This is a genomic window from Brevundimonas bullata, assembly GCF_003350205.1.
In the GTDB taxonomy this organism is placed as follows: Bacteria; Pseudomonadota; Alphaproteobacteria; order Caulobacterales; family Caulobacteraceae; genus Brevundimonas; species Brevundimonas bullata.
In genome coordinates this window covers 25,384-47,666 of sequence record NZ_QLLC01000023.1, presented here as the reverse complement: position 1 = coordinate 47,666, position 22,283 = coordinate 25,384, and the positions used below count along the sequence as shown (strand labels likewise).

The 22,283-nt window shown below is 66.6% G+C and carries 14 protein-coding genes, 2 tRNA genes and 1 pseudogene; 8 read left to right on the top strand and 9 right to left on the bottom strand.

Translation table 11 applies throughout. The annotated features are described in order from the left end of the window. The first annotated feature begins 119 nt into the window (after positions 1-119). Positions 120-977 (top strand): lipid A-modifier LpxR family protein, encoded by an 858-nt coding sequence (locus DXK21_RS11740; protein WP_245945200.1) that lies wholly within the window; start codon positions 120-122, stop codon positions 975-977. A gap of 6 nt (positions 978-983) precedes the next feature. Here DXK21_RS11740 and DXK21_RS11735 read toward each other — a convergent pair whose 3' ends face one another. Then, positions 984-2,747 carry a gamma-glutamyltransferase family protein gene (locus tag DXK21_RS11735; RefSeq protein WP_162790655.1) on the bottom strand — a complete coding sequence of 588 codons (1,764 nt, stop codon included), beginning with the start codon at positions 2,745-2,747 and terminating at the stop codon, positions 984-986. A 152-nt stretch (positions 2,748-2,899) separates the two neighbouring features. Here DXK21_RS11735 and DXK21_RS11730 point away from each other — a divergent pair. Then, a tRNA-Arg gene (locus tag DXK21_RS11730) sits at positions 2,900-2,976 on the top strand. 284 nt (positions 2,977-3,260) lie between these two features. Here the strand turns inward: DXK21_RS11730 and DXK21_RS11725 are convergent. The 3 genes from DXK21_RS11725 to DXK21_RS11715 all read right to left on the bottom strand — a co-directional run bounded on the left by DXK21_RS11725 (position 3,261) and on the right by DXK21_RS11715 (position 5,276). Continuing rightward, positions 3,261-3,578: a helix-turn-helix transcriptional regulator gene (locus DXK21_RS11725; RefSeq protein WP_211306025.1), complete on the bottom strand. Its 318-nt coding sequence runs from the start codon at positions 3,576-3,578 to the stop codon at positions 3,261-3,263. Further along, positions 3,575-3,946, bottom strand: a complete 372-nt coding sequence (locus DXK21_RS11720) for a hypothetical protein (protein ID WP_162790654.1) — start codon at positions 3,944-3,946, stop codon at positions 3,575-3,577. The genes DXK21_RS11725 and DXK21_RS11720 overlap by 4 nt, the downstream gene beginning before the upstream one ends. Positions 3,947-4,214: 268 nt before the next feature. Further along, positions 4,215-5,276 carry an AAA family ATPase gene (locus tag DXK21_RS11715; RefSeq protein WP_114817957.1) on the bottom strand — a complete coding sequence of 354 codons (1,062 nt, stop codon included), beginning with the start codon at positions 5,274-5,276 and terminating at the stop codon, positions 4,215-4,217. A gap of 302 nt (positions 5,277-5,578) precedes the next feature. On the opposite strand from DXK21_RS11715, the gene DXK21_RS11710 reads away from it, so the two are divergent. The 3 genes and pseudogenes from DXK21_RS11710 to DXK21_RS11700 form a co-directional block, all read left to right on the top strand. Beyond that, entirely contained in the window at positions 5,579-7,414 is a 1,836-nt protein-coding gene (locus DXK21_RS11710; RefSeq protein ID WP_114817956.1) for a type I restriction-modification system subunit M, read from the top strand. Then, entirely contained in the window at positions 7,411-9,366 is a 1,956-nt protein-coding gene (locus tag DXK21_RS11705; protein ID WP_114817955.1) for a restriction endonuclease subunit S, read from the top strand. The genes DXK21_RS11710 and DXK21_RS11705 overlap by 4 nt, the downstream gene beginning before the upstream one ends. 96 nt (positions 9,367-9,462) lie before the next feature. After that, positions 9,463-12,282 (top strand): annotated as a pseudogene (locus DXK21_RS11700) (type I restriction endonuclease subunit R); the annotation flags it as partial. A gap of 272 nt (positions 12,283-12,554) precedes the next feature. Here the strand turns inward: DXK21_RS11700 and DXK21_RS11695 are convergent. Further along, positions 12,555-13,784: a site-specific integrase gene (locus tag DXK21_RS11695; RefSeq protein WP_114817953.1), complete on the bottom strand. Its 1,230-nt coding sequence runs from the start codon at positions 13,782-13,784 to the stop codon at positions 12,555-12,557. A gap of 148 nt (positions 13,785-13,932) precedes the next feature. Here DXK21_RS11695 and DXK21_RS16540 point away from each other — a divergent pair. Both DXK21_RS16540 and DXK21_RS11690 read left to right on the top strand, forming a co-directional pair. Continuing rightward, positions 13,933-14,011: transfer RNA gene (locus tag DXK21_RS16540), tRNA-Arg, on the top strand. Positions 14,012-14,259: 248 nt separating this feature from the next. After that, positions 14,260-14,958, top strand: coding sequence for a hypothetical protein (locus DXK21_RS11690; RefSeq protein WP_162790653.1), 699 nt, complete (start codon positions 14,260-14,262; stop codon positions 14,956-14,958). Positions 14,959-14,977: 19 nt separating this feature from the next. Here the strand turns inward: DXK21_RS11690 and galU are convergent, their stop codons facing one another. Both galU and glmS read right to left on the bottom strand, forming a co-directional pair. Further along, positions 14,978-15,856, bottom strand: a complete 879-nt coding sequence (galU, locus tag DXK21_RS11685) for a UTP--glucose-1-phosphate uridylyltransferase GalU (RefSeq protein ID WP_114817951.1) — start codon at positions 15,854-15,856, stop codon at positions 14,978-14,980. Positions 15,857-16,085: 229 nt separating this feature from the next. Next, on the bottom strand, positions 16,086-17,900 hold the full coding sequence (glmS, locus tag DXK21_RS11680; protein ID WP_114817950.1) for a glutamine--fructose-6-phosphate transaminase (isomerizing): 1,815 nt from the start codon (positions 17,898-17,900) through the stop codon (positions 16,086-16,088). A gap of 193 nt (positions 17,901-18,093) precedes the next feature. On the opposite strand from glmS, the gene glmM reads away from it, so the two are divergent. Beyond that, positions 18,094-19,446, top strand: coding sequence for a phosphoglucosamine mutase (gene glmM, locus DXK21_RS11675; RefSeq protein ID WP_114817949.1), 1,353 nt, complete (start codon positions 18,094-18,096; stop codon positions 19,444-19,446). Positions 19,447-19,484: 38 nt separating this feature from the next. On the opposite strand, the gene DXK21_RS11670 is transcribed toward glmM, so the two are convergent. Both DXK21_RS11670 and DXK21_RS11665 read right to left on the bottom strand, forming a co-directional pair. After that, positions 19,485-20,771, bottom strand: coding sequence for a cystathionine gamma-synthase family protein (locus DXK21_RS11670; RefSeq protein ID WP_114817948.1), 1,287 nt, complete (start codon positions 20,769-20,771; stop codon positions 19,485-19,487). Positions 20,772-20,898: 127 nt separating this feature from the next. Then, positions 20,899-22,248 (bottom strand): FAD/NAD(P)-binding protein, encoded by a 1,350-nt coding sequence (locus tag DXK21_RS11665; RefSeq protein WP_245945199.1) that lies wholly within the window; start codon positions 22,246-22,248, stop codon positions 20,899-20,901. Positions 22,249-22,283: the final 35 nt, after the last annotated feature.

Genomic DNA, 22,283 nt, shown 5'->3' with positions numbered 1-22,283 from the left:
TCGTCGCCACCTTCCGCCCCGCCGTGGGTCCGCACGTTTTTACACAGCCTCAGTCCGTTGCAGTTCCCCCGCTTTAGTGCAGAGTGGAGTTTGTTAACGGGTTTTGGGAGGGACCGTTGATGCGCGTAGAGGCTTGCCTCGTTGGTGTTCTGATCGCTGTGGGCCTGCCCATGGCGGCGAGCGCACAGACGACGGCCTCGATGGCAGGGCCCATCGCGGTTCGGGGCAGCGACGCCGTCCAGTTCGAGGACGCCGCCGCCCGGCTGGACAGCGACATCGCCTTTATCGCCGCAGACACGCCCTTTGGCGCGCCGCTGGCCCTGTCGGGGTCGCCGGCGGGCCGAGACGCCTTCACCACAGCCCAGAGCGAGGCCTGGTTCGCAGGCGACGGCTTCACGGACCGTCTGCGCGTCACCGCCCGGGGCGAGCCGCGCCGGGCTGACGGCGCGCCGGTGCCGCCGCGCGCCCTGGACGCCCGCGCCTATGGCGACGAGCGCTATGACGTCACCTATACGCGCGGCTGGGTCGCCGCCCAGGGGCGGACGGCTTCGGGCCTGGAGGTGTCGCTGACGCCCCACGCCGGGGTCGGTTTCGGCGCCGACGGCACGACCGCCGAGGCCGGCGCCACCCTGAAGATCGGCGAGGGCCTGGACCGGCTGGCGCCCGACGGCGACGAGGCCTTTGGAGATCGGGCGCGCTGGTATCTGTACGCCGCCGGGTCCAAGCGGGCCGTCGGCTACAACTTCGCCCGCACCCGCGACGGCGACTTCGCCCGCTCGGGCATGAGCCACGACGAGGGCGCCTTCCTCGGCGATGCCTCCATCGGCGTGGCCTATCGCAGGGGCGCGCTGCAGGGCTCGGTCGGCGTCGTCTATCGCGAGATCGAGGCCAACGGCATCAAGGCCTATGGCGGCATCAACACCGACGTGTCGGAAGGCCTGGTGGCCTTCCAGTTGACGATCCGCCCGCGCGAATAGCGCGCCCTACTGGGGGCGCGCCACGCCTTCGCGGCGGCTGTCGGCCCCGCCGTCCCAGCGCCCGTTGCGCCACAGGGCGCCGTGCAGGCCCGAGTTCTCCGACGTATTGGGCCGCAGCACAATGCCGCGCTCAGCCATGCCTTCCTGCAGGGCCTCGCTGAAGCCCTCGGTGTCGGCGCCGAAGCCGTCGCCCTTGGCCACGATATTGGGCAGGTCGAAGGCCTCCTGCACCGGCAGGCCCCAGCCCAGGGCCGCGATCAGGGCCTTGGCGTTATAGGCCAGGATGGACGAGCCGCCCGGCGAGCCCAAAGCTCCGACCAGACGCCCTTCGCGGTCCAGCACGATGACCGGCGACATCGACGAGCGCGGTCGCTTGCCCGCCGCCACGGCGTTGGCCGCCGGCGTGCCGTCGGGCGCCGTCGGGACCAGCGAGAAGTCGGTCAGCTGGTTGTTGAGGAAGAAGCCGCCCGCCATCCGGCCCGAGCCGAACAGGCTCTCGACCGTGGTGGTCATGCTGACCGCATTGCCCTTGGCGTCCACCACGACGAAGTGCGAGGTGCCGGCCGGTTCGCGCGTGGCGTCAGCGCCGACGCGCGGCGCCCCCGGCGGCGTCCCGAACGGCGCAGCCCCACGCAGGGCCGGGGCCAGCGCCGCGCGCTCGGCCACATAGGTCGGGTCCATCAGGCCTGCGACCGGCACGGAGACAAAGGCCGGATCGCCGAAGTAGCGATCGCGGTCGGCATACATCAGCCGCTGAAGTTGGGCGAAGGCGGCCCAGGCGGCGGGGCTCTGCGCGCCCTGGTCCAGATCCGGCGTTTGCTCGCCCATGGCCAGAAGTTGCAGGATCGACGCCCCGCTGGACGGCGGCGGCGGCACGCAGACGACATAGACCTTGTAGGGACCGCACACGGCCTCGCGCACCAGGGGGCGATAGGCGGCGATGTCGGCGGTGGTCAGTGCGCCTGGACGCGGCCCCTCGGCCACGGCGGCGGCGATGGCCTCGGCCAGAGGCCCGGTCTGCAAGCCCGCCGCGCCCTCGCGCGCCAGCGTCCGCACCGTCTCGGCATAGGCGGGGTTCTTCAGCACGTCTCCGGCGACGTAGCGCGTGCCGTCGGCCTTGGTGAAATACTCGGTCGCCCAGCGCGTCTTCGCCTGGGGGGCATTGCCGTTGATCATTCCCGCCAGGCGCGGGCTGACGACAAAGCCGTCCTGCGCCAGGGTCTCGGCGTCGCCGAACAGCTCGGACCAGGGCAGCACCCCGTGCTGCTTCTGCGCCAGGGCCAGCATGGGCACGGCCCCCGGCGCGCCGGTCGAACGCCCGCTCAGCACCGCATCGACGAAGGGCAGGGGGCGTCCGTTCTCGTAGAAGAGCTCAGGCGTGGCCGAGGCCGGCGCCGTCTCGCGCCCGTCATAGACGGTGAGCGCGGCGGTCTCGGCGTCGTAGACCATCATGAAGGCGCCGCCGCCCAAGCCGGACGACTGCGGCTCGACCAGGCCCAGGACCGCCTGGATGGCCACGGCGGCGTCGACCGCTGACCCGCCGCGCGCCAGAACCTTCATCCCCGCATCGACCGCCAGGGGGTTGGCCGCCGAAACAAACGGACCGCGCGCCGGCGCCTGGACCGTCGTCGCCGCCGATTCCGCCGCCGTCTGTTCAGCAACCGACGTCGCGGCGCATCCCGTCAGCAAAAAGGCGCCGACGGCCGCAGTGGTCAGAGTGAGCGAAATCTTGCGCCGACGGTTCGACGAGAGGTTGGAATAGGCGCGCACGGAACGGCTCCTGCGGGGTTCAGGGAGAGGTTCATGCCTAGTGTCCCTGGCCCCTGACGCCAAGTCTGGATTTTCTATCGGCATTTTCAGAAAAGCCGCTTGCCAGCCCCGGCCCCGCCCGCTAGATAGCCGCCCTGCCCGCAAGGCAGTGCGCGCCCGTAGCTCAGCTGGATAGAGCATCAGACTACGAATCTGAGGGTCGGACGTTCGAATCGTTCCGGGCGCGCCATTCTTTTCAACCACTTACGACGATTTAGCGCCCCGGCCGTTTTGGCTGTGGTGCTGTAGTGGTGCTCGGCGTCTAGGATTGACGCGACGACGGCCGCCCTCCCAAAAAATGCAGGCCATGGCCTTCAAGCGCGGCCCCGCCCCCGTTGATTAGTTTGCAGAGGGGGTAGGGGGGGATTCCGACGCCGCCGCGCATGAATATGTGCGCGCGGATGAGTGACCCAAAATCAATCCGGGTTCGGGACCGCCGCGAAAGCGACGATCCCGTTCCGTTAGGAGCGGCCCTTAATGCCCGAGTATGGCGCGGGCCTTGGCCGTGTGGGGTGCGACACGCCCCTCCAGCCAGGCCCGCAGATCGGCGGGCCGATAACGAACCAAGTTGCGCGATATGGCGACGAAGCTGGGGCCGCCGCCTTTCCGGCGATAACCCTCCAGGGTCCGGGGCGACAAACCGAGAAAGGCCGCTGCCTGCTGTGTCGTCATCAAGGCCTCCCCGTTCGATGCGTCCAGCATCGCGGGCGCATCTGGCACGGCAGTCGCCTTTATCGGTCGCGGCGTGAAGATCAGGCCGTCGGCAAACGTCAGCGAGGAGCCGAAGATCAAGCCGCGCCTCCCAGGAGACGAGGGTTCGGCGTCGTGCCCTTGGCCGCGCCACGTTCAACGCGGAGGTTGTACAGGCGCAGGTTGGTGCGGTCGCCGTCCTGGTAACGGACGCGCTGTCCGCGCCCTGCACCGACAAGCAGCCGGGCCAGCGTCGCCATTTCGCCGGCTGTCCACGGATCATAGAAGCTGACGTAATCATACTTTCGGCTGCCATCAGCGCTCATGAAGAGGCTTTTGATAGCGTTGGCCTCGATGATAGCCAGGCCCTCTTCGCAGACGGTGGCGTAGCGGCCCGGGCGGTTGCTGAGCGGGATGCGGTAAACGGTTTCGCCGGACACCAAGTCGAGCGATGGGATTGCATTGATCATGTTTCGTGGTTCCAGACGCACGAAAGGCCCGCCGGGATGCCGGTCGGGCCTTTTCAGTGCGATACGTTGTGGATGAAGTTGGCGCGGTTTAGAGCCGAGATGATCGGGTCAGGACTTCATGAAGCTGACGACCAGAGCCGGGGCGCAAACACAGGCAGGGCGGGCGCTTCACGCGTTCACGGCCCTAGAGAAAGCCCTGAACCCTGAAATCACCTGTGGACCGAGGCTGACGCCCTCGGGCCACCCCGCGAGCACGGCCAGGACGACGTCAAATATCGTCATGCAGGTCGACCTCGGCGGCTTCGTCGGCCTCCCGCGCGGCGGCGAGAAGGTCGTCGACCTCCTTCTTCGTGATGATCCCCTTGGCGTGAGCCATGCGGAACCGGCCGGAAATCCAGCCCGCCGACGGCCGCTTGCCCTCGGTCGGCCAGAGGTGGCCCGGCAGAGCCTCGCCGACTTCCGCCTGGGTCTTGAACCGACCCGTGCGCGCCAGGGCGGCCAAGGCGTTCAGGGTTTCGTCCTGGGGGGTCTCGGCGGACCACCGCAGAACGCCGTCGGCGTCCTTCAGGATCACCGAGCGGTCCCCGATACTGGGATCGCGACGCCCCCGGAACTTGGTCCATTCGATGTTGAACCGGGCAGAGCCAGTAGGATCGAGGGCGTCCGCGCCGGGGTCCCGGGTAAGACCGATGATGGCCTCGAACGTCGTTGCGAGCATAGAGCTTCCTCGGAATGCGCGGCCGTTCTTGCCGGAGTGGTGGACGACGATGACGGCGATGCGCGCTTGCTTGAGACGGGCGAGCAACCGGACGACCCGCTGGGTTTCAGCAGCTCCGTTCTCGTCATCGAGGGTGGCCAGGGTGGACAGGTTGTCGAGGATCACAACCGCCGGATCGTGGCGGCGGATCAGGTCGATGATGGCGTCCTGCTGATCCTCGTTGCCGAAGTCGGGGAACGGCGTGCTGGGGGCCTGATGGTGCCGCGCCAGAATCGTCAGGTTGTTCCGCGCGACATCCAGGTCGATGTCCTCAATGGCCCCGGCGAGCGACGCCAAGCGACCCTGAAGGTCGTCCAGGGGCATCTCGCCGTCGATGAAGAGAACGCGCCTCGGCTCAGGCGACCGCCAGCCCAGAAGCGAGCCGCCGCCCGCGATAGCCAGGGCGAGCGACAGCGTGAGCATGGTCTTGCCCACGCCGGGGGCCGCCCAGATCAGGGCTGATTCCTGTTCGCGAAGCCACGGCGCCAACAGCCACTGGCGGGGCGTCATCGGCGTGTCGAGAAGCGCGCCCAGGCTGACGGTGCGCAGGGCGGCGGTTGATGTCGATGTCATGGTGTCCTTCCGGCCCCGGGCATTGACCTACGGGGCTGCAAAAGCAGGGTGACGGACGGGCGAGGACGCGCCGCCGGGAGAAGGCTTCATCTCCTAGAGCAAGGCTTAATTCGACACGCCCATGACGGCCGTTTTGCGCGCCGCCTAGCGGGTGGTTTTGCGCCCCGCCATCCCTCTACATGCGTCCGGGAAAAATGCTCCTGGCGCGATCTGGAGGCGCAATTTGTCAGCCCCGATCTTCACTCGCCGGAAGCTTCTGGCGTGCTAAGGGCCGCGTCACGAATACGAACTTGGGCGCGTCCATGAACCACCAATCCTTGTCGGCCTTCATCTGGTCGGTCGCCGACCTGCTGCGCGGCGACTACAAGCAGTCGGATTACGGCAAGGTGATCCTGCCGTTCACGGTGCTGCGGCGACTGGATTGCGTCCTGGCGCCGACCAAGGCGGCGGTGCTGGCCGAGCTCGATAAGCGCCAGGGCGCGGGCCTGAACCCGGAGCCCTTCCTGCTGCGGGCGGCGGGGCAGTCGTTCTTCAACACCTCGCCGATGGATATGGCGAAGCTGATGGGCGACCCTGACAACATCGCGGCCAACCTCTACGCCTACATCCAGGCCTTCTCGGCCGACGTGCGCGACATTTTCGAGAGCTTCGAGTTCACGACCCAGATCGACCGCCTGGCCAAGGCGGGGCTGCTCTATCAGGTGACCGAACGGTTCGCCCGCGCGGACCTCAGCCCGTCATCGGTCGATAACCACCAGATGGGCCTGGCCTTCGAGGACTTGATCCGCAAGTTCTCTGAGCTGTCCAACGAGACCGCCGGGGAGCACTTCACCCCGCGCGAGGTGATTAAGCTGATGGTCAGCCTGCTCTTCGTCGAGGACGACGACGCCCTGTCCAAGCCCGGCGTGGTCCGCACCATCTACGATCCGACGGTCGGAACCGGCGGAATGCTGTCGGTCGCCGAAGAGCGGCTGGGTGAGATGAACCCCGCCGCGCGCCTGACCATGTTCGGCCAGGAGCTGAACCCGGAGTCCTACGCCATCTGCAAGGCGGACATGCTGATCAAGGGTCAGGACGTCGCCAACATCATCTTCGGCAACACCCTGTCCGACGACGGCCACCCGACCAAACAGTTCGACTACATGCTGTCGAACCCGCCGTTCGGCGTCGAATGGAAGAAGGTCGAGAAGGTCGTCCGCGCCGAGCATGAGCAGCAGGGCTTCAACGGCCGTTTCGGCCCAGGGCTTCCCCGGGTGTCCGACGGGTCCCTGCTGTTCCTGATGCACCTGCTGGCCAAGATGCGCCCGGCGGTCGACGGCGGCAGCCGTTTCGGCATCGTCCTGAATGGCTCGCCCCTGTTCACCGGCGGGGCCGGGTCGGGCGAGAGCGAGATCAGGCGCTATCTGCTGGAGAGCGACCTGGTCGAGGCCATCGTCGCCCTGCCGACGGACATGTTCTACAACACCGGCATCGCCACCTATGTCTGGATCGTCTCGAACCGGAAACCGGCGCACCGACGCGGCAAGCTGCAACTGATCGACGCCAGCGGGTTTTGGCGGAAGATGCGCAAGTCGCTGGGCTCCAAGCGCCGCGAGATGTCCGAGGACGACATCGAAACCGTCACCCGTCTGTTCGGCGGCTTCCAGGCGGCGCAGCTGGCGACGGTGCTGGACGCCGAGGGCAAGGAAACCGAACGCGCCGTCGTCGTCGACGGCGAGGCTCCGCCGGTCGCGCCCGAGGGCGGCAAGGTCAAGCCGGCCCCGCTGTCGCTGATCCTGGACAACGCCGCGTTCGGTTATCGCACCATCACGGTCGAGCGCCCCCTGCTGGATGACCAGGGACGCCCGGTGCTCGGCCTGAAGGGCAAGAAGAAGGGCCAACCCCAGCCGGACAGCGCCCGCCGCGACACCGAGAACGTGCCCCTGGCCGAGGACGTCGAGACCTACTTCGAGCGCGAGGTGAAGCCGCACGCCCCCGACGCCTGGATCGACCACGACAAGACCAAGGTGGGCTATGAGATCCCGTTCAACCGCCACTTCTATGTGTTCGAGCCGCCGCGCGACCTAGCCGAGATCGACGCCGACCTGCTGGCCGTCACCGACCGCATCAAGACGATGATCGAGGAGATGGCAGCGTGAGCCCACTCGCCTACGACAGCCACCGGGACAGCGGGATTGATTGGCTTGGAAAGGTGCCGAGTCACTGGGACATAGTTCGACTTCGCCGTCTCGTCGAGATCAAAAAACGGATTGCGGGTGAAGAAGGTCCCGATGTTCTCTCGATCACGCAGCGTGGCATCAAAGTCCGCGATACGACGAGCAACGATGGTCAGCTAGCTTCCAGCTACGCTCATTATCAGCTGGTTGAGCCCGGCGACTTCGCAATGAACCACATGGATTTGCTTACTGGATGGGTGGATATCTCTCCATTCCACGGGGTGACAAGTCCCGACTATCGCGTCTTCAGTGCCAGGAGCGGCGCGAAATTTGACCCACGGTATTTGTTGTGGGTTCTGCAGCAGGGCTACATTGGACGCACCTTCTTCGCACTTGGCCAAGGCTCGTCGCATCTTGGTCGTTGGCGATTGCCAGCTGACGCTTTCAACGAGTTTGAGGTAGCTCTTCCGCCGCAAGCAGAACAGCGAGTCATCGCCGCCTTCCTCGACCGGGAAACCGGCAAGATCGACGCGCTGGTGGAGGCGCAGACGCGACTGATCGAACTGCTGAAGGAGAAGCGCCAGGCCGTCATCTCCCACGCCGTCACCAAGGGCCTCGACCCCGCCGCCCCGATGAAGGACTCCGGCGTCGAATGGCTGGGCCAGGTCCCGGCGCATTGGGAGGTGAGAAGGCTCGGAGACATTTCGGAGGAGCTTCAGACGGGACCATTTGGCAGCCAAATACATGCCAAAGATTACATTGACGGCGGTATTCCGATCATCAATCCCTCGAATATTAAAGAGGGGGTGATCAGGCCCAACTACAAGGTGTCCGTTACCCCCAAGAAAGCCTCTGAACTCGCTCAGCATATGCTCCGGTTAGGAGATATTGTGCTGGCCAGACGCGGGGAAATGGGGCGCTGCGGGATAGTAGATGAACACAGTGCCGGATGGCTATGCGGCACTGGTTCACTTCGAATTCGTTTGAACAAGATGAATTCGGCATTCATTGCCGCATTTATTGGAACGCCGTTCGCTGTCGAAAGACTGCGTTTGAGTTCGGTTGGCGCGACTATGGACAACTTGAACGCAGAGATAGTCTCTCGAGTCGCCATCCCGACGCCGCCCCTGTGCGAGCAGGAGGCGATAATGTTTGAATTGAGTGACCGCCTGAGCCGCTTAGATGCCCTAGCGGCTTCTGCAAGCTCAGGGGTTGCCCTGCTCCAAGAGCGTCGCAGTGCCCTGATCTCCGCCGCCGTAACCGGCAAGATCGACGTGCGCGGGACGGCCTCGCAGAGCAACGTCGTCTCCCTTGACAGCGCTCGCAAAGCATCAAACGAGCCGTCGTTGCCAGCCGTGGTTGGAGCCTGTGCCATTCTCGAACTTGGGGCGAAGGGGCGCATGGCGGTGATGAAGGCTGCCTATTTGGCCCAGAGCCACGCTAGGCTCGAAGGCTTGGCCGGACACTACGAGCGCGCGGCCGCTGGTCCATATGATCGGACCCTGATGTCTGTCATTGAGCGAGGGGCGTGGGACATTTGCGCTATCGTGACGCACGAGCCTCGGGCCGAGGGGCTTCCGGTTACGTATGAAATTCCTAAGAGCTTCCAGCCGCCCGCAGAGACTTTGTCGGTCCTGGTCGGCGAGGAGCGAGCGAAAGGCTTTCTCGCCATGCTGTCCTTGCTCAAAGATATCGACAGAGACGGTGTGGAAGCGGTGGCGACGCTATACGCCGTGTGGAACGACCTGCTAGCTGCCGAGAAAACCGCCGACAACGACGCCATCTGCGATGGGGTTTTCGGCTGGCACGCTGAAAAGCCCAAGAAGTTCAAGCGCGCCGATCTTGATCACTGGCTGAAGTGGATGGGCCGGAACGGTCTTGTGCCGGACGGCTCGGCTCCCCGAACCGACCATCAAGGAAGCCTTTTCGATTGAGGGTTATCAACATGAAAGGGGCCGAACTCTTCGTAGAGTTCTGAGTGATAGCCAGTCGGACATGGGCTCCGCCTGGCGATTGGGGGACGGGGAAGCATGAACATCCACAAAGAGATCAGCTTCGAGAACGACATCTGCGCGCACCTGGCCGCGAATGGCTGGCTGCACACTCCCGGGGACGCCGCCGGTCATGACCGGGCGCGCGCCTTGTTCCCCGCCGACCTGACGGCCTGGGTGCAGGCGACCCAGCCGGATGCCTGGAATGCCCTGGCGAAGACCCATGGGGCCGCTGCGGAAACCGTGCTGGCCGACCGGCTGCGCAAGAACCTGGACGACCGGGGGACGCTGGAGGTCCTGCGCACCGGCATCGAGATCGCCGGGGTGAAGACCAGGATCACCATGGCCCAGTTCCGCCCGGCCATGGGGATGAACCCCGAAATCACGCGCCGCTATGGGGCCAACCGCCTGCGCGCGGTGCGTCAGGTACGATACTCGACCGCCAATGAGAACAGCCTAGACCTGGTGCTGTATCTGAACGGCATTCCGGTCGCGACGGCGGAACTGAAGACAAACTTCACTCAGAACGTCGACATCGCCATCGACCAGTATCGGTTTGACCGCCACCCGAACCCCAAGGGCGGCAAGGCGGAGACCCTGCTGGGCTTCCCTGGGGGGGCTCTGGTGCACTTCGCGGTTAGCAACAGCGAGGTGGCCATGGCCACTCGGTTGGCGGGCAAGCCGACCGTCTTCTTGCCGTTCAACAAGGGCGACCAGGGCGGAAAGGGGAACCCCTTGAACCCCAACGGGCACCGCACGGCCTATCTGTGGGAGGAGGTCTGGCAGCGCGACAGCTGGCTGGAAATCCTGGGGCGCTACATGGTCACCCAGAAGGATGTGAAGAAGAAGATCACCCGCATCATCTTCCCCCGCTATCACCAGTTGGACGCGACGCGGAAGCTGGCGGCCCAGGTGCTGGCCGAGGGGCCGGGGGGGCGCTTCCTGATCCAGCACTCGGCCGGATCGGGCAAGACCAACTCCATCGCCTGGTCGGCGCACTTCCTGTCCGAACTGCACGATGCGAACGACAACAAGCTGTTCAGCAGCGTCATCGTCGTGTCCGACCGCAACGTCATCGACACCCAGCTCCAGGAAGCCCTGTTCGATTTCCAGCGCGTCACCGGCGTGGTCGAGACGATCAAGAGCGAGAGCGGGTCAAAGAGCGGCCAGCTGGCCAAGGCGCTGGCGGCCGGGAAGAAGGTCATCGTCTGCACCATCCAGACCTTCCCCTATGCCCTGGAGGAGGTCAGCAAGCTGGCGGCGACCGAGGGCAAGGCCTTCGCCGTCATCGCCGACGAGGCGCACTCCAGTCAGACCGGCCAAGCCGCGACCAAGCTGAAGGAAATCCTGTCGGCCGAGGAGATCGCCGCCCTGGGCGACGGCGGCGAGGTGTCGAACGAGGACATCCTGGCCGCGCAGATGGCAGGCCGCGCGGGCGACAAGGGCATCACCTACGTCGCCTTCACCGCCACGCCCAAGGCCAAGACCATGGAGCTGTTCGGGCGCAAGGACGAGGCTGGCGAGTATCGCCCCTTCCACGTCTATTCGATGCGCCAGGCCATTGAGGAGAAGTTCATCCTCGACGTCCTGCGGAACTACACGCCCTACAAGCTGGCCTTCCGCCTTGCGAACGAGGGCAAGGACTGGGATGAGCACGAGGTCGAAAAGGACGCCGCGCTGAAGGGGATCATGCGCTGGGTGCGCCTTCATCCCTACAACATCAGCCAGAAGGTTCAGATCGTCGTCGAGCATTTCCGGGAGAACGTCGCGCCCCTGCTGGACGGCAAGGCAAAGGCTATGGTCGTCCTGGGCAGCCGCCTGGAAGCGGTGCGCTGGCAGTTGGCCATCAGCCGATACATCAAGGAGAAGGGCTACCCGCTCGGGACCTTGGTGGCCTTCTCGGGCGAGGTGAACGATGCGGAGGCCGGTTCGGAGCCCTTCACCGAGACGAGCAAAAGCCTGAACCCCAGCCTGAACGGGCGCGACATCCGCGACGCCTTCGCCGGGGCAGACTATCAGCTGCTGCTGGTGGCCAACAAGTTCCAGACCGGGTTCGACCAACCGCTGCTGTGCGGCATGTATGTGGACCGGCGGCTGGCGGGCATCCAGGCGGTGCAGACCCTGTCGCGTCTAAACCGGGCGCACCCGGGCAAGGACACGACCTACATCCTGGACTTCGTGAACAGCTCGGACGACATCCTGACGGCGTTCCAGACCTACTATGAGACGGCCGAGCTGGAGAGCGCGACCGACCCCAACGTGATCTTCGACCTGCGCGCCAAGCTGGACGGCGCGGGCCATTACGACGACTTCGACGTCGAGCGTGTGGTGAAGGTCGAGCTGAACCCCAAGGCCAAGCAGGCGGAGTTGATCGCCGCCCTGGAACCCGTCGCCGACCGGCTGCTGAAGGCGTTCAACGGAGCCAAGCAGGCTCGCGCCACCGCCCTGGCCACCGGCAACGCGCAAGCGGCGGCCGACGCGCTGGATCACATGGCGGCGCTCGACCTGTTCAAGGGGGACATGGGCGCGTTCCTGCGCCTCTACAGCTTCCTCAGCCAGATCATCGACTACGGCAACACGGACCTGGAGAAGCGGGCGATCTTCTACCGCCGCCTGCTGCCGCTGCTGGCCTTCGGCCGTGAGCGCGAGGGCGTGGACCTGTCCGGCGTCCAGCTGACCCACCACAGCCTGAAGAACCAGGGGAAGCGCGACCTGACCTTCGGCACCGGCGAAGCCCCCAAGCTGACCGGCATGGCCGAAGTCGGCTCAGGCGGCATCTACGAGAAGGAAAAGGCGCTGCTGGACGAGATCATCGAGCGGGTGAACGGCCTGTTCGACGGCGAACTGTCGGACGAGGATCAGTTGGCCTACGTCACGGGCTTCCTACGCGGCCACATGGCCGCGTCTGATGAACTGCGGGTCCAGGCGGCGAACAACACCTCGGCCCAGTTCGCCAACTCGCCGACCCTGCGCCGGGAGCTGATGGACGCCGCCATGGACAGCGACGCCGCCTTCAACACCATGAGCCGCCAGGTCCTGAACTCGGAGAACGTGCGGGAGGAGTTGCTGAAGATTCTGCTGGGGCCGGGGCAGCTGTATGAGCGGCTGCGAGGAGAAGTCGACCGCTGAACCTACCCCGCATTTGACGCAGGGAAGGCCACGATCTCGGCCTCTTTCGGCTTGCGTTTCATCGCTTCGCGGATGCCCTTGCGGTTGGCGTCCTGGAGTTCCCGCAGCCGCGCGTTCTCGGCCGCGTGGACATACTTCATCGAGGTAGCGATGTCGGCGTGGCCCCCGGTGTTCTTGATGTCGATGGCCGTGGCCCCGCTTTCGGCCATACGCGTCAGGAAGGTGTGCCGGAACGAGTGGATCACGCCCCGGGTGATATTCGCGGCTTCCTTGATACGCGCCCAGGGCTTCTGAAGGCTGCTCTTCGGGTTCTTGCCGGTGTTGTCGGGGAAGACCCAGCGCGGCGACAGGAAAGGCGCGGTCGCGCGCCAGTGCCGCAACAGGGCGACCGTTTCCGAGTCCAGAGGATAGGTGTGCGGCTTTCCGCCCTTCATGCGATCTGCAACGACACGCCATGCGGGTTGAGCATCGTCCAGGTCGAACTCCGACCACTCGGCTTGCAGAACCTCGCTCGACCGCGCGCCCGTCACCATCAGGAGCATAAGCGCGGTGCGCGCCCAGGCATCACGTTCCTCTTCAATTGCCGCCGCGATCCGGCCGAGTTCATCGTCGGTGAAGGCGACATCGCGGGCGTTCTCCCGATACTTCTTCATGCCTGCCACCGGATTGTCGTTGCGAAGCTCGTTCTCCTTGGCGAAGCTGAACATGACAGACAACAAGGCCAGGACCCGGTTAGCAGTGGTTCGTTTCGCGCCCATGGCGGCGACGACGGCGTTGATGTCCCGTCGCGAGACTTCAGAAACCTTGAGCTTGCCCAGGCGCGGCTGGGCGTGGGACTTCCAGTTGCGGGTGTATTCCTCAACCGTTCTGGGACGGTTCTTGATCTTCAGCCGGTCGACCTCATAGCGCACCCACAAGTCATCCATCGTCGGCGCGGCGGCCCAGTCAGTATGAGCCTTGCGCGGATCGGCCCCGCCGCTGACCGCAAGGAAATGGCCATGCGCCAGTTTCCGCGCTTCATCCGGCGTCAACTCGCTGGTTTTGCCAAGGGTCAGAACAGGACGGGTGCCGTCAGCGCGACGATACTGGAAGCGATACAGCTTCTCGCCTCGCTTGGTGACGCGGACGTGAAAGCCGCGCACCTCGCTGTCGCGAACGTCGAAGTCCGTTCCATTCGGCTTGATTGCGGCGACCGTGCGCGCCGTCAGTTTCGTGGTGTAGCTGCCCGCCATCTATGCCTGCTCCTCGATATACCGCCCCTGCCTGTGGTGCCGCTGTGGTGCACTGTGGTGCAGGAACGGAGCGTATCTACGCGCGAGTGAATCTGCGAGCAACATAAAATTATGCAGGTTTTTTCGTATGATACAGCGCTTATGCGGAGCGCCACGGAGCGCGGCGTATTCGAAATGTCAGACTACGAATCTGAGGGTCGGACGTTCGAATCGTTCCGGGCGCGCCATTTACTTTCAAGAGCTTGGCGGTTAGTCGAGCTTCTTTCTTGAAGCGCTGCGGCGGCTTCTTTCCCTATTTCTGCTGATGTGTGTGCTGACGGCGAAATGCACTCGTGCGCTGGTCTGCTCGCCTGCCGCCGCCATGAGAGGGCGTCGCCGCGGGATGCGTCTCGGGCGCGCCGGTCTCGAATGACGGCGTTTGCTTGACCCCTGCGAGCGGCGCTCCTAGGGGGATGGGAGGCGGGGGCCCAAGACGATGACGCAGCAAGTATGGATGGGGCGCGAGCGCCCGGGCGCTCTGACGGGCGGGGCGCAGCGGGTCGGGCGGGGGCGTCTGACGCGGAGCCGGGTGCGGGTCGGGTCGACCGTGCTGGTGGCGTTGGCCGCCTTGGCGGCGCTGACGGCGACTTTTCAGACCTATGCCGATCCGCGCCTGTTGTTCATGGATGTGATCGCCGGGGCGCAGGTCTCTGGCTATTGCTGCCGCGGCTACTACGGCGTCATGTCCAATATGGGCGCGATCGGCTGGGCGCTCGCCGCGGGTGTGGCGCTATTCGCCGCTCTTTGTGTTTGGGCTCGCGGGGGCGCGCACGCCGACGGGCTGCTGCTGGGGTTTGGCGGGGTTCTCAGTCTGGCCCTGTGTCTGGACGACCTGCTGCTGCTTCATGAATCCATCCTGCCGGGTTGGGGTGTTCCACAGGTGGTGGTCCTCGGCGGCTATGCCTTGGCCGGTCTGGCCTATGCCTTTGCCCAGCGTCGTAGAGTGTTTTCGCGAGACGGCGGTTTTCTGCTTCTGGCCTTCCTCTTGCTGGGAGGGAGTATGGCCGTGGACGTCTTGCTGCATTCCACTCAAAGCTGGGTGGTTGCGGCTGAAGACGGGCTGAAGTTCGTCGGCATTTACGCCTGGCTGGCCTTCCATATCGATCTGGCCCAGCGCGCCGTCCTGGAAGACTGAACGGCGCGCTATCCGGGGCTCAGAGCAGGGCGGTGATCGCCGCGCGGGCGGCTTCGCCCAGGTCGGGGCGTTTCAGGGCCAGGGCGACATTGGCGCGCAAGAGGCCGATCTTGTCGCCGCAGTCGTGGGTCACGCCCTCGTATTCGTAGGCGGTGAAGGTCTGGGTCTTCATCAGCCGATCCATGGCGTCGGTCAGCTGAATCTCGCCGCCGGCGCCGCGCTCCTGGGTCTCCAGCAGGTCGAAGATTTCCGGCTGGAGGATATAGCGGCCCGAGATCGACATATTGGACGGGGCCGTGCCCTGTTTGGGCTTCTCGACCATGCCCTTCATGGCGAAGCGACGACCGTCCTGGGCGGAGGGGTCGATGATGCCGTACTTGTGGGCGGCGGCCTCGGGCACGGCTTCGACGCCGATGACGTTGCCGCCGACCTCGGCGTAGAGGTCCGCCAGCTGCTTCAGGGCGCCGGGCTGCGAATCGACGATGACGTCGGGCAGGATGACGGCGAAGGGTTCGTGGCCGATGATGTCGCGGGCGCACCAGACGGCGTGGCCCAGACCCTTGGGCTGCATCTGGCGGGTGAAGCTCATCTCGCCAGCGGTGGCCAGCTCGGCGTTCATGGCCTCCAGAAGCTCGATCTTGCCCTTGGCCAGAAGCTGGGCCTCCAGCTCGATCTGGTGGTCGAAATAGTCCTCGATGGCCTGCTTGGCGCGGCCGGTGACGAAGACGATGTGCTCGATCCCCGCCTCGCGCGCTTCCTCGACGATGTAGGACAGGATGGGTCGATCAACGACGTTCAGCAGTTCCTTCGGCGTGGTCTTGGTGCCGGGCAGGACGCGGGTGCCCAGGCCGGCCACGGGAAGAACCGCCTTGCGAAGGCGTGCGGGGGAAGTCGTCATCAGTCGTCCTGAAACAGCCGTTAGGCGCCTGTCATAGGCGCAAACCGTGACCGTTCCAAACGTGAGGGGGCGAAGCAGGTTGCATCCTTCCTCCCTGTCGCGCAGCGATGGGGAGGTGGCGCGGCGCCGAAGGCGACGTGACGGAGAGGGCGTCTCGACAGCTGACGTTTGCGCCGCCCCCTCCACCGCTACGCGGTCCCCCTCCCCATAAAATGGGGAGGAAAGACTCTCACTCCACCGTCACCGACTTGGCCAGGTTGCGGGGCTGGTCGACGTCCGTGCCCTTCTGGACGGCGGTGTAGTAGGCGAGCAGCTGCACTGGCACGGCATAGACCAGGGGCGCGATCAGAGGGTGGCAGTCGGGGGCGTCGACGCGGCGGATGCCGGCGCCGTGCGGAGCCGGAGCCGTGGCCGGGGCGATCATGATCACCGGGCCGCCGCGCGCCGCGACTTCCTGCAGGTTGGAGGCGGTCTTCTCATAGACCTCGTCCAGCGGGGCCAAGGCGATGATCGGGGTCTTTTCGTCCACCAGGGCGATGGGGCCGTGCTTCAGCTCGCCGGCGGCATAACCCTCGGCGTGGATATAGCTGATCTCCTTCAGCTTCAGCGCGCCTTCCATGGCCAGGGGGAACATGGCGCCCCGGCCGAGGAAGAGGACGTCGGTGGCCTTGGCCAGGTCTTGAGCGATGGCGCGAATCTGACCGTCCATCTGTAGAGCCTCGGCGATCAGGCGCGGGGCCTCGAACAGAGCCTTGACCAGTTCGGCCTCTTCGTCAGCGCCGATGCGGCCGCGCGCCACGCCCGCCGCGACGGCGAGCGCCAGCAGGGCCGCGACCTGGGCGGTGAAGGCCTTGGTCGAGGCGACGCCGATCTCCGGCCCGGCGTGGGTCGGCCACAGGACCTCGGCCTCGCGCGCCATGGAGGATGAGTGGACGTTGACGACGGCGGCGGTCTTCAACCCTTGCGCCTTGCACCAGGTCAGGCTGGCCAGGGTGTCGGCGGTCTCGCCCGACTGGCTGACGGCGACGGCGACCGTGCCCGGCGTCAGGGCCGGGGAGCGGTAACGGAACTCCGAGGCGATCTCGACGTCGCAGGGCAGGCCGGCGTATTTCTCGAAGGCGTACTTGCCGATCTGGCCGGCGTAGAAGGCGGTGCCGCAGGCGATGATCTGGAGGCGGTCGACGGCGGCGAAGTCCACGCCCTGGGTCTTGGCCGTGCCGCTCACCAGGTCGAGATATTCCGACAGGGTATGCTGGACGCTGTCGGGCTGTTCGTGGACTTCCTTCTCCATGAAGTGGCGGTATTCGCCCTTCTCGACCAGGGCCGAGGAGGCCGAGACCTGGACGATGGCGCGGTCGGCGGGGCGGCCCGCCGCGTCGAACATGTGGGCGCCCGAACGGGTCATGGCGACGTAATCGCCCTCTTCCAGATAGCTGATCTTCTGGGTGAAGGGGCCGACGGCCAGGGCGTCCGAACCCAGGTACATCTCGCCCTCGCCCCAGCCGACGACCAGGGGGCTGCCGCGACGCGCGCCCAGGATCAGCTCGTCCTCGCCCTCGATCAGGACGGCGAGCGCATAGGCGCCGGTCAGGCGGTCCAGGGTGGCCTTGAAGGCGTCCAGCGGGGCCAGGCCCGCTGTCAGCTTGTGGTCCATCAGGTGAGCCACGACCTCGGTGTCGGTCTGGCTCTCGAAGACGCGGCCCTCGGCCTCCAGTTCGGCCTTCAGCTCGGCGAAGTTCTCGATGATGCCGTTGTGGACCAGGCAGACGCGGCCGGCCTTGTGCGGGTGGGCGTTGGTCGTGGTCGGGGCGCCGTGGGTGGCCCAGCGGGTGTGGCCGATGCCGATGGTCCCGGTCAGCGGCTCAGCCGCCAGCACGGCTTCCAGTTCGCGGATCTTGCCCTTGGCGCGGCGGCGCTCGATGCGGCCGTCGACGATGGCCGCGATCCCGGCGGAATCATAGCCGCGGTACTCCAGCCGCTTGAGGCTGTCGACCAGACGGGGGACGACGGCGCCTGCGCCCGTAATGCCGATGATGCCGCACATGAGGTCTGCTCCGGTGAAGGGGCGAAGCGGTCACGCTTTGCGCGTGGCCGCCGTAAGGGGTAAGCGAGAGGGTTCCGCCCGTCTCGCCCTGTGATCTTGCGTCTAGGGGAAGCGAAGGCAGGCGACATCAAAAAATGGGTTTCGGAAGGTTTCTTTGCAAATCCTCCGGCGCCGCCAGCGAAGGACGACGCCCTTGGGCGAGAGAAAATACTTCGGCACCGACGGCATCCGTGGTCGCGCCAACACCCATCCGATGACGGCCGAGGTGGCGCTGCGGGTGGGGCTGGCGGCGGGCAAGATGTTCCGCACCGACGACGACCGTCGCCATCTGGTGGTGATCGGCAAGGACACGCGCCTGTCCGGCTATATGATCGAGCCGGCCCTGGTGGCGGGGCTGGCCAGCGTGGGCATGGACGTGCGCACCTTCGGCCCCCTGCCGACGCCGGGCGTGGCCATGATGACGCGGTCGATGCGCGCCGATCTGGGCATCATGATCTCGGCCTCGCACAACGACTATGCGGATAACGGCATCAAGCTGTTCGGACCCGACGGCTACAAGCTGTCGGACGAAATCGAGCTGAAGATCGAGGCCATGATGGACGAGGGTCTGGATCAGGACCTGGCCCCGGCCAACAAGCTGGGCCGGGTCAAGCGCATCGACGACGCCCCGCCACGCTATATCGAGATCGCCAAGTCGGCCTTCCCCAAGCGGCTCAGCCTCAAGGGCCTGCGCATCGCCATCGACTGCGCCAACGGCGCCGGCTACCGCGTGGCGCCGACCACCCTCTATGAGCTGGGGGCCGAGGTCTTCCCCGTCGGCGTCGAGCCGAACGGCCTGAACATCAACGCCGACTGCGGCTCGACCCATCCCGAGGCCGTGTCGGAGGCGGTGAAGCGCTATCGCTGCGACATCGGCATCGCCCTGGACGGCGACGCCGACCGGCTGATCATCTGCGACGAAAAGGGCCATGTGGTCGACGGCGATCAGATCATGGCCCTGGTCGGCCTGGCCTGGGCCCGCAAGGGGCGGCTGAACGGCGGCGGCGTGGTCGCCACCGTCATGTCCAACCTGGGGCTGGAGCGGAAGCTGAAGGCCGAGGGCCTGACGCTGGAGCGGACGAAGGTGGGCGACCGCTACGTCATGGAGCGGATGCGCGCCGGCGGTTTCAACATCGGCGGCGAGCAGTCGGGCCACATCATCCTGAAGGACTACGCCACGACCGGCGACGGCCTGATGGCGGCGCTGCAGGTGCTGGCGGTCCTGGTCGAGACCGGCGTGCCGATGAGCGAGCTGGCGCGGCAGTTCGAGCCGGTGCCGCAACTGCTGCAGAACGTGCGCTACACCGCCGGCAAGCCGCTGGAAGACGCCAAGGTCAAGGCCGCCATGGCCGAGGCCGAGGCCGCGTTGAACGGCTCGGGCCGTCTGCTGGTGCGGCCGTCCGGTACGGAAAAGCTGATCCGCGTCATGGCCGAGGGCGATGACGAGGCTCTGGTCAAACGCGTGGTCGCCGACGTCTCGGCGGCGGTGAAGGCGGCGGGTCAGTAAAGGTCGGCGGGCGCCGCGAACGGCGCCCGCCTGCATCCTCAGATCGCGGCCAGGGCCTGTTGCAGGTCGGCCCACAGGTCCTCGACGTTCTCGATGCCGACCGAGAGGCGCACCAGGTTGTCGCCGATGCCGCTGCGCGCCTTGGCCTCGCGCGTATAGTCCGAGTGGGTCATGCTGGAGGGGTGCGAGGCCAGGCTCTCGGCGCCGCCCAGGCTGACGGCCAGCTTGAACAGCCGCAGGGCGTTCAGCATACGGAAGGCCTCGGCCTCGCCGCCCGGAAGCTCCAGCGAGAAGGTCGAACCCGAACCCTTGCACTGGGCCTCGAAGATGGCCTGCTGCTCCGGCGAGGCGTCCGGCCCCCCGGCGGTCAGGACGGCGCTGACGCGCGGATCGGCGCGCAGGCGTTCGGCCAGAACAAGGGCGTTCTCCTGCGCCCGCTCCATGCGGATATGCAGGGTCTCCAGACTGCGCAGCAGCAGCCAGGCTGTGTGCGGATCGGTGTTGGTGCCGCAGATGGTGCGCATTTCGCCCACCCGCGCCATCAGGTCGGCGGCGCCCATGCAGCCGCCCGCGATCAGGTCGGAGTGGCCGCCGACATACTTGGTCAGCGAGTAGAGGACGAGGTCGGCGCCTAGCTCCAGCGGGCTCTGCCACAGGGGGCCGAGGAAGGTGTTGTCCACGGCCACGACCGGGCGCTCGGCCTGATCCACGGCCTTGGCGCCGGCCACGGCCCGGGCGATGTCGACCAGTTGATTAGTCGGGTTGGCCGGGGTCTCCAGATAGACGGCGGCGAGGCGCCCGCCGGTGGTCTTGGCCTCGGCGGCGGCCGCGATCATGGCGGCGTCCAGGGCGTCGGCGCCCTCGGCGGCGGGCACGCTGATCGCCTTGACCCCGTAGCGGGGCAGGATGCGGTCGAACAGGTATTCGGTGCCGCCATAGGCCGGGGCCGTATAGAGGATGACGTCGCCGGGACGGACCAGGGCGAGCATGGCCGTCGAGATGGCGGCCATCCCGGTCGAGAAGACCAGGGCCTTGTCGGCCTTGTCCCAGACGGCCAGGCGATCCTCGAGAATCTCGAGGTTGGGGTTGTTGATGCGCGAATAGATCAGGCCGAGCGCCTCGTCCGGGTCGCGCTGGCGCAGGCCATAGGCGACCTCGAAGAAGCGCTTGCCGTCCTCGGCCGACTTAAAGACGAAGGTGGACGACTGGAACAGGGGCGCCTTGATCGCGCCCTCAGACAGGGCGGGGTCATAGCCGTATCCCATCATCAGGGTTTCAGGCGCCAGGGTGCGGCCCCCGAGCACGCGGGTGCGGTGACGGTTCATTTTTGTGTTTCCTCTCCTGACCCGGTGATAGCCGACCCGGCAAACGCCCGCCAGACGCCATGTCTCGGAAAGAAATGTGGGCCTCTTTGGAAGTTTCGACCGCAAGGCAGCCGGCCGGATCAGGCCGTCAGGCGGGCGGCCAGGGCCTCGATGCGCTGGCGGATGTCTGGCACGGCGACGGTTTCCCAGAAGGCGGCGCGGGCGGGCGGGCCGAGGACGTAGAGGTCCAGGTCCGGCGTCCCGTCGGCATGGAGGACGCGACCGGCCTGGTCGCGTCCTCCATGCCGACGGGACGCCGGACCTGGAGGACGCGACCGGCCTGGTCGAGGTCCAGGCCGAGGCCTGAGGCGGCCAGACGGGCGCGGCCTTGGGCGATCAGGTCAGCGGTCAGGGGCGCGGTGGTCGCGTCATGGCCGGGGCCGGTGCAGTCGATCAGCCAAGGCGCCGACAGGGTCTGGGGGCCGTTCCGCGTGGTCAGGTGCAGGGCGGCGGCCCGGGCGGACGCCTCGACATTGCGGATGCGTCCGGCGCGGACGGTCAGGCGGCGCTCGACGAGCAGCCGGTCCAGTTCGGCGGCGATCTCGGGGGCCAGGCGGTGGCGATGGACATCCCACCACGGGCGCAGGTGACGCAGGAAGCGAGCGCGTTCGGCGTCGGCGGCCGTGCGCCACAGGTCGAGCGTGATCGGGCGATAGCCCTCCATCAGGCGTCGCCAGCCGTGGGTCTCGGCCAGCCTTCGCGCCGCCGCCAGTCGGGCCGACAGGGGGCCCGTCAGGGCTTCGGGGGGCAGGTCGATGGGGGTGTCGTGATGCGGGCTGTGGGCTCGGGGCAGAAGGCCGCGCCGCGACACCGCCGTGGCCCGGCCGCGCCATCCCTGGGCGGTCAGCGTCAGCAGGACGTCGACCATGGTCAGGCCTGCGCCGAGGATCAGGACGTCGTCGTCGGCCTGGATCGGCGTCAGGGCGTTGGGCGTCCAGGGATTGGCGATGATGCGTCCGTCTTCGCCGGTCGGGGTGGTGCGCGGCGCCGGGTTGCCGGTGGCCAGGACCACGGCGCGCCCCTCGATCCGCTCTCCCGTGGACAGGATGGCGGACCGCCCATCGACGGCGATGACGGCGCCGCAGATGCGACGGATCAGGCCTGGATGGGCCGCCTCAACCGCGGCCAGACGGTCGCGGACATAGAGGCCGTAGAGGCGACGCGGGGCGAAGCCGTCGGGGTCCGCCTGCTGGGGACAGTGCGCCGCCAACCAGTCGATGAAGTCGTCGGGACGGTCGACCACGGCGCTCATCCGCCCGGCGCGTACGTTCAGGCGGTGGGCGTCGTTCAGCGTGGAATAGGCGACGCCGAGGCCGATCATGTCGCCGCGCTCGATCAGGACGGAGGCCTGTCCGCCTTCGGCCAGGCGGGCGGCCAGCATGGCGCCGGAAAAGCCGCCGCCGATGATGACCACGGGCAGGGGGGAGGCGTCGTTCATCGTCTCACCTCGCCCGCGCCCGCATCCTTCGTCAA